Below are 480 nucleotides of genomic sequence, written 5' to 3' on the forward strand. Positions count from 1 at the left end.
GGTGATCGTGCTGGTGCCGTCGACGATCGCCACGGCGTCGGGTTGGCGTCGGGCCGTCGCCGTCACCAGCCGCGGCACACACCCCAGATCACCGGGCGGGACCGGAACCGGGGTGGCGGTCAACGCGTCGGTGAGCCGCTCCCGCTGGGCGGCCGTGACCGCGACCACGGTGGACAGCGGGCGGTCCGGCTCGGCCAGCACGGCGGCCACCAGGGCCCGGTAACTCTCGGCCAGCTCGGCCATCGTCGCGGGCTCGTACAGGTCGCAGGCGTAGTCGAAGAGCACCCGGATGACGTCCGGCTCCAGCTGCACCTGGACGGTCAGGTCGAACTTCGCGACCCCCTCGTCGATGGGCAGCGGCGTCATCGTGGCGGTGTGCAGCAGCGCCGGATCGGTGCCTTCCATGTTCGTGAAGACGGTTTGGATGAGGGGTGGGGTGTGGCGGTCGCGGGTGGGTTGGGTGTGTTCGACGAGTTTGTC

General features: G+C 70.6%; 1 protein-coding gene. It reads right to left on the bottom strand.

What is annotated here, in order from left to right; genetic code table 11:
• The coding region (locus ACFHW0_RS31775; RefSeq protein WP_416613317.1) for a condensation domain-containing protein at window positions 1-480 on the bottom strand (480 nt) is incomplete at both ends.

The organism is Micromonospora sp. LOL_025 (assembly GCF_048060285.1).
In the GTDB taxonomy this organism is placed as follows: Bacteria; Actinomycetota; Actinomycetes; order Mycobacteriales; family Micromonosporaceae; genus Micromonospora.